The following is a 255-nucleotide window of genomic DNA, read 5'->3' on the forward strand; positions in this document are numbered from 1 at the left end:
TGGTAGGGCTGGTTGGACTCGAACCAACGACCCCCGCGTTATCAACACGGTGCTCTAACCAGCTGAGCTACAGCCCCAATATTTGCTGTTCTCTTTAAACACAGTCGATAAGTGTGAGCGCTTGAAATGTTCCGAAGAACCTGCAAACTCTAGAAAGGAGGTGATCCAGCCGCACCTTCCGATACGGCTACCTTGTTACGACTTCACCCCAGTCACGAATCCTACCGTGGTAAGCGCCCTCCTTGCGGTTAAGCT

Annotated in this window: 1 tRNA gene and 1 rRNA gene; both read right to left on the minus strand. The window is 52.2% G+C overall.

Annotated features, from left to right (window positions below):
- Positions 1 to 77, minus strand: a tRNA-Ile gene (locus KW842_RS27290).
- Between the two features lie 76 nt (positions 78 to 153).
- Positions 154 to 255, minus strand: a 16S ribosomal RNA gene (locus tag KW842_RS27295); the annotation flags it as partial.

The organism is Duganella sp. sic0402, assembly GCF_019219065.1.
Classification (GTDB): domain Bacteria; phylum Pseudomonadota; class Gammaproteobacteria; order Burkholderiales; family Burkholderiaceae_D; genus Rugamonas.